The following is a 5,781-nucleotide window of genomic DNA, read 5'->3' on the forward strand; positions in this document are numbered from 1 at the left end:
AGCAAATTTAGACAAATCCAATTGCTTGCCAACGTATACCGCAAAAGCGCGACCCGCCTCAACATAAGCCTTCTGGGTGAGCAGCATGCGGCGAACATCGGGGTGAACAATGATGGGATCGGCTGCGCCGTCTTTATTAACTGGGCCTGATGGCGCGCGGCTTTGAATGCGCTCGCGAGCATAAATAGACGACCACTGATACGCCGCCTCGGCCGCGCTCAAGCCTTGAATCCCCACTGACAAACGCTCGTAGTTCATCATGGTAAACATGCCCTGCAGACCGCGATTGATTTCACCAACCAAATAGCCTTCAGCGCCATCGAAATTCATGACACAGGTAGCAGAGGCATTGATGCCCATTTTGTGCTCAATACTACCGCAGGTGACGCCATTGGCTTCCCCTAGGCTGCCATCGTCATTCACTTTAATCTTAGGCACTAGGAATAAAGAAATACCTTTAGAACCGGCAGGCGCATCTGGCAATTTAGCCAAAACCAAGTGAATCACGTTTTCGGTGAGATCGTGATCGCCACCCGTAATAAAGATCTTGGTGCCACTAATGCTATAACTGCCGTCGGCTTGCGGGATAGCCTTGGTGCGGATCATCCCTAAATCAGTACCTGCATGGCTTTCGGTCAAGCACATCGCGCCAGCCCATTTCGCCGAGTACATATTGGGCAAGTACTTGGTTTTCAGTTCTTCAGAAGCATGACTAGCAATTGCCAGCGCCGCGCCAGAGGTCAGAGTCAGGTATAAACCCATTGCAATATTCGAGGAGTACAGCATTTCTTCAAATAGCAGCACCAACATTTTCGGCATAGTTTGCCCGCCGTATTCTGGCGCACCGGACAAACCACCCCAGCCGCCCTCAGCCAGCTGTTTAAACGCATCAGGGTAACCTTTAGGTGTCGTAACAACACCATCAGCCCAGGTCACTCCTTCTTCATGACCCGGCTGACTTAGCGGCGCGATGAGGCTTTCGTTAATTTTAGCGCTTTCTTCCAGAATGGCATCAGCCAATTCACGATTGACCTCTTCCATTGCCGGCATAGTTTCCCAGAGTTTCTCTGCCTGAAAAACATCGTGCAACACAAACTGCATATCACGGAGGGGAGCTTTATATTCTGGCATTTTAAGTTTCCTCTATAGTTGCGGCGACACTAGGCCGCCGCAATCAAAGTCATATTATGAAAGGCGCTTAGAAGGCAAATGCGTCTTCCGACATTGCCATTAAGCTCTCGGCGCCGTTTAACATTGCAATTTTATGCGCTTCGGTACGAGGCAAAATACGCTGATAATAGAACGCAGCCGTTTGCACCTTGGCCTTGAGGAACGCATCATCGGCTTCGCCATCGAGAGCAATCGACGCCATTCTCGCCCACATATAGGCCAGCGATACATAACCAGCGTACATCAGGTAGTCTACTGAAGCAGCACCCACTTCGTCGGCATTACTCATGGCTTTTTCACCAAGTTTACCGGTAATTTCGCCCCACTCTTTGTTCAACTCAGCAAGCTTTGCCACAAAGGGTGCCATGCCTGGCTTGTCTTGCTGCTCTTTGCAGAAACCGTGAATGATTTTAGTGAACACGGCTAGCTGTTTACCACCACTACCCATCACTTTACGACCAAGTAAATCGAGTGCTTGAATGCCGGTAGTACCTTCATAAAGTGTCGATATACGAAGGTCGCGAACAATCTGCTCCATTCCCCACTCAGAAATAAAGCCATGACCACCAAAGACTTGCATACCGTAATTGGCGGACTCTAAGCCAGTTTCCGTAACAAAAGCTTTTGCGATTGGCGTCAGTAATTCAGACAGCTCTTCGGCATCTTTGCGCGCCTGCTCGTCACCGGAGAAGTAGAAGGTATCAACCAATTGTGCAACCCAATAGATAAAGGCGCGGCTGCCTTCAGCAAAGGCTTTCTGGGTAAGTAGCATGCGGCGCACGTCAGCGTGAACAATCAGCGGATCTGCGGGGCCATTGGGGTTTTTCGGGCCACTTAAAGAACGCATTTGCAAACGGTCTTTAGCGTAAGCCAAAGCACCTTGGAAAGACGCTTCACCGGCCGACAAGCCCTGCAACGCAGTGCCCAAACGCGCTGAGTTCATCATATGGAACATCGCATTCAAACCGCGATTTTCTTCGCCAACTAAAAAGCCCTTGGCACCGTCGAAGTTCATCACGCAAGTTGCAGACGCTTTGATACCCATTTTGTGTTCAATGCTGCCGCAATGCACGCCATTGCGCTCACCAACGTCACCATTCGCATCCGGTAAAAACTTAGGCACGACAAACAGCGAAATACCTTTGGTGCCCTCTGGCGCGCCTTCAACTCGTGCCAAAACCAGATGGATAATATTCTCCATCATGTCGTGCTCGCCACCCGAGATAAAAATCTTGGTGCCGGTCACATTGTAGCTACCGTCGGCATTCATCTCGGCTTTAGTACGCAAAAGCCCAAGATCCGAACCACAGTGAGACTCGGTTAAGCACATCGTGCCGCCCCAAGTACCATCAGTCATTTTTGGAAGATAGGTTTCTTGCAATTCGTCGCTGGCATAAACTTCAAGCAAACGCGCTGCGGACTGCGACAAGCCGGTATACATACCCCAAGACCAGCAAGCTGAACTCACCATTTCAGTAACGACCAAGCCCAGTGAATTCGGCAAACCTTGTCCACCAAACTGCGGGTTAGCGGTCATCGACGGCCAGCCGCCTTCGGCATATTGCTGATACGCTTCTTTAAAACCTTTTGGCGTAGTTACGCCCGCTTCAGACCATGTGCAACCCTCTTGGTCACCAGGCTGATTGAGCGGCGAAAGTACATTTTCAGAAAATTTGGCGCCCTCACTAATAATGGCGTCCATTAAGTCTTCACTGACCTCTTCACGAGTAGCAAGACTAGCGAAATGTTGATCGCTCTTAAGTACATCTTTTAACACGAAATTAATATCGCGGAGCGGAGCTGTATATTGCGGCATGGTAAAGACCTCATGTGCATGGTAACCACGGCAGCGCCTGCCGGGCAATGTTGACAGTGACAACTATAGCGCTTTTATTACGTCTTGCAAGTGTTTTTAGATTTACAGAAAGGACATTTAGGTCAATGACAAGAGAAATAATAGCGATTTAAACGCGAATTCGGTGGCTAGATCAGGCTAAACACAGCGCTCACGCGCAAGAAAGGACACATAGTACGCAGCATAGCCGAGGATTCACTATGACACAGAGAAATTACCAAATAACTGGGGAGTACAGCGAAGATCGATGCTATTGCAGCAATGAGAGATCGAGATGGTCAGCAACTATGGCGGGATCAACTGGGGCTAAATTAGGAATTACACCCAAGCAGGGTGCAGGTAAAAGCCGGCGAAGTGTTGCCAAATTCTCGTCAAAACACGCCATTTCAGGGTCGATTTTGTTTGCCACCCACCCAGCAACAACAAGACCATCTGCCTGAATCGCCTCGGCGGTCAACACCGCATGATTAATACAGCCCAGCTTCATTCCGACCACCAAAATAACCGGTGTCCGCAGCTCTATCGCTAAACCAGACAACATTTCACCTTGGTTCAAGGGCACCCGCCAACCGCCAGCCCCCTCAATCAATACCAGATCGGCCTTGCGCATCATTACACCGCGACAAAAGCCCGCTAACTGGGAGACACTCAAACGCCTCCCTGCTTGCTCTGCGGCAATATGGGGTGCAATCGGCGGCGCTAACAACACGGGATTAACCTGTTCATACGGCAAGGACTCGGTCATTGCCGCCATCAACATCAAGGCATCACTGTTGCGCAAGCCATCAGCCGTCTGCTCTGCACCTGCGGCCACCGGCTTTATTGCCAAGGTTTTTAAACCCTGATTTGCCGCGGCACGCAATATACCGCAAGCGATCAAGGTCTTACCGACATCCGTGTCAGTGCCGGCAATGAAAAAGTGCTTAGACTTCAAATTAAGCTCTCTCGCCAATTGCGGGAATCACTTATCCCCACCGTAGCGCCGCCACGCATCAACTAAACGCTCCTGATTAGCGCGAACATAAGCGCCATTTAAACGATCACCGTTGAAGTAGGTATTGCGTAAATCATTGTATACAGTAGGAATAATATTCGGCCCAAATACTAAGCGGTTGCCCTGCTCGCCGAGAATTGTGGTTATACCATAAGCCCAGTTAGCCTGACCTTCAACATGTACACCAGCAACTCGTCCCATCCCTTTGCGAGGTGTTAACGGAACCGTAAAGCCTATGGTTGCAAATGAGTTGTCTTCAGAGGTTTTGTACAATAGGTGCAAGCGAACATCACCTACATGCTGCGTAAATTCGAGTCGGTAGCCAGAATCTTCGTTATAAAAGTCGCCACCAGTAATATCCACCGAAGTATTAATACTTTGGGCAAAATAACGGTAAGACCACAAACGCGCATTATGGGTATTCTCTGGACGATGCTTTTCTTCAAAGTCAGTGGCTATAATTTTAAAACGATGGCGACCATCGCCTGGCTCCCAGCGGCTTTCAATTGACGCGCCATCAACCGAGCCATAGAAACGACCGTAAGAAATCATGCTAGTAAAGCCTTGGCCATGACGAAAGGTTTGGCTAAAAATACGATCTTTGACCCCTTCGGTTACCCGTTGGTTATAAAACACGCCACCGTAGATTCCTTCGCGCGTGAAATCTTTGGTGTCATTAACATTCCAGTCACGACTGATATTAAACGCGGCGCCCTGCCACAACGGCAGCACCACATCAGCCCGCGCCGCTAGCGAGTAATCAAATACCCCGTACTCAGTCCCCACCGTTGATGACAAAATCGGGCGGATACGCACATCGGGGCGAAACGCCAAATAATCGATGCTATTTTTTAAAGCTGTCGCAAAAATGCCACCGTCAGTGCTATTGCGCCTGAACTTGCTGCTTGGCGCCGTCACCATGACCGACTCCGGCATTGCGCCATTGCCGCTTAAAAATGCCTTCCACTGCGTAACATCGCCGCCGAGACCAAAGGTAGCAACACCGTATTTTTCTAGCTGCAGATAAAAACGATCCCCATCCGGAAGAGACGTTGCGGCAACACCCGCAGCAACCCCTAATGCGTCAATATCATTGGCGTTATACCGCACATTTTCGAAGGCAATAATCCATTCGTGCCCGTATTTTTGCACCCGCACTTGTTCAAAGTTGGCGGCGACAAAACGACTACGTAATGCGCGCTCCGCGTTCACTGCGTCCAGACGAGACATAGCGTCAGCCGGGGTACTTGTCGGCGGTGCAAGCAAGGGGTTTTCGCTTAATACGTCGTCACTACCATAGGACTGTGCAACAACTGGCGCGGCACGCAAATCCGCAGCAGGACGAGCTCTACTCTTGGGGAGCACTCGCGCATATTCGGCTGCCAGTGGAATTTTAACATTAAAGCCGTACCAATCTTGACGATCGTCCACGCCCTCCTCTGCGGAGTTCATCCACAACATGGACGCCTGCCAACCACCCGGCAACCATTCCTTTGGAGTAGAGACCCGAATACCTGCATTCAATGAGTAGGCGTCGTCTTCCAGGATGACACTTAGCCAGTCCATTGCCGCAAACTCGACGCCACCATACACGCCATCCAAACGCCCAGTACCTTGCACGCGACCGTCGTAAGTACCCACACCCAAACTGGTGCGCACAGGACCGTACTGCCATGTTGCCACAGCGTACTTAGTGTCGTATTCATTGACCGAGCCACCAAAATCCATTTCGCCTACGGCAAAATTAAGACCAGGAAATAAC

4 protein-coding genes are annotated in these 5,781 nt (G+C 50.2%); all 4 read right to left on the reverse strand.

Annotation, left to right across the window (positions count from 1 at the left end; all coding sequences use genetic code 11):
• A partial coding sequence (locus ABYT30_RS14445; RefSeq protein WP_373097220.1) for an acyl-CoA dehydrogenase family protein occupies nt 1-1,131 on the reverse strand: 1,131 nt, incomplete at its 3' end.
• Nucleotides 1,132-1,198: 67 nt separating this feature from the next.
• Nucleotides 1,199-2,986: an acyl-CoA dehydrogenase C-terminal domain-containing protein gene (locus ABYT30_RS14450; protein ID WP_373097224.1), complete on the reverse strand. Its 1,788-nt coding sequence runs from the start codon at nt 2,984-2,986 to the stop codon at nt 1,199-1,201.
• A 289-nt stretch (nt 2,987-3,275) separates the two neighbouring features.
• Complete coding sequence (bioD, locus tag ABYT30_RS14455; protein ID WP_373097227.1) at nt 3,276-3,959, reverse strand: dethiobiotin synthase; 684 nt, start codon at nt 3,957-3,959, stop codon at nt 3,276-3,278.
• Nucleotides 3,960-3,986: 27 nt separating this feature from the next.
• Nucleotides 3,987-5,781: YjbH domain-containing protein (locus ABYT30_RS14460; protein WP_373097229.1), on the reverse strand; the 1,795-nt coding region annotated here is incomplete at its 5' end.

Source organism: Zhongshania sp. (assembly GCF_041623545.1).
Taxonomy (GTDB): Bacteria; Pseudomonadota; Gammaproteobacteria; order Pseudomonadales; family Spongiibacteraceae; genus Spongiibacter.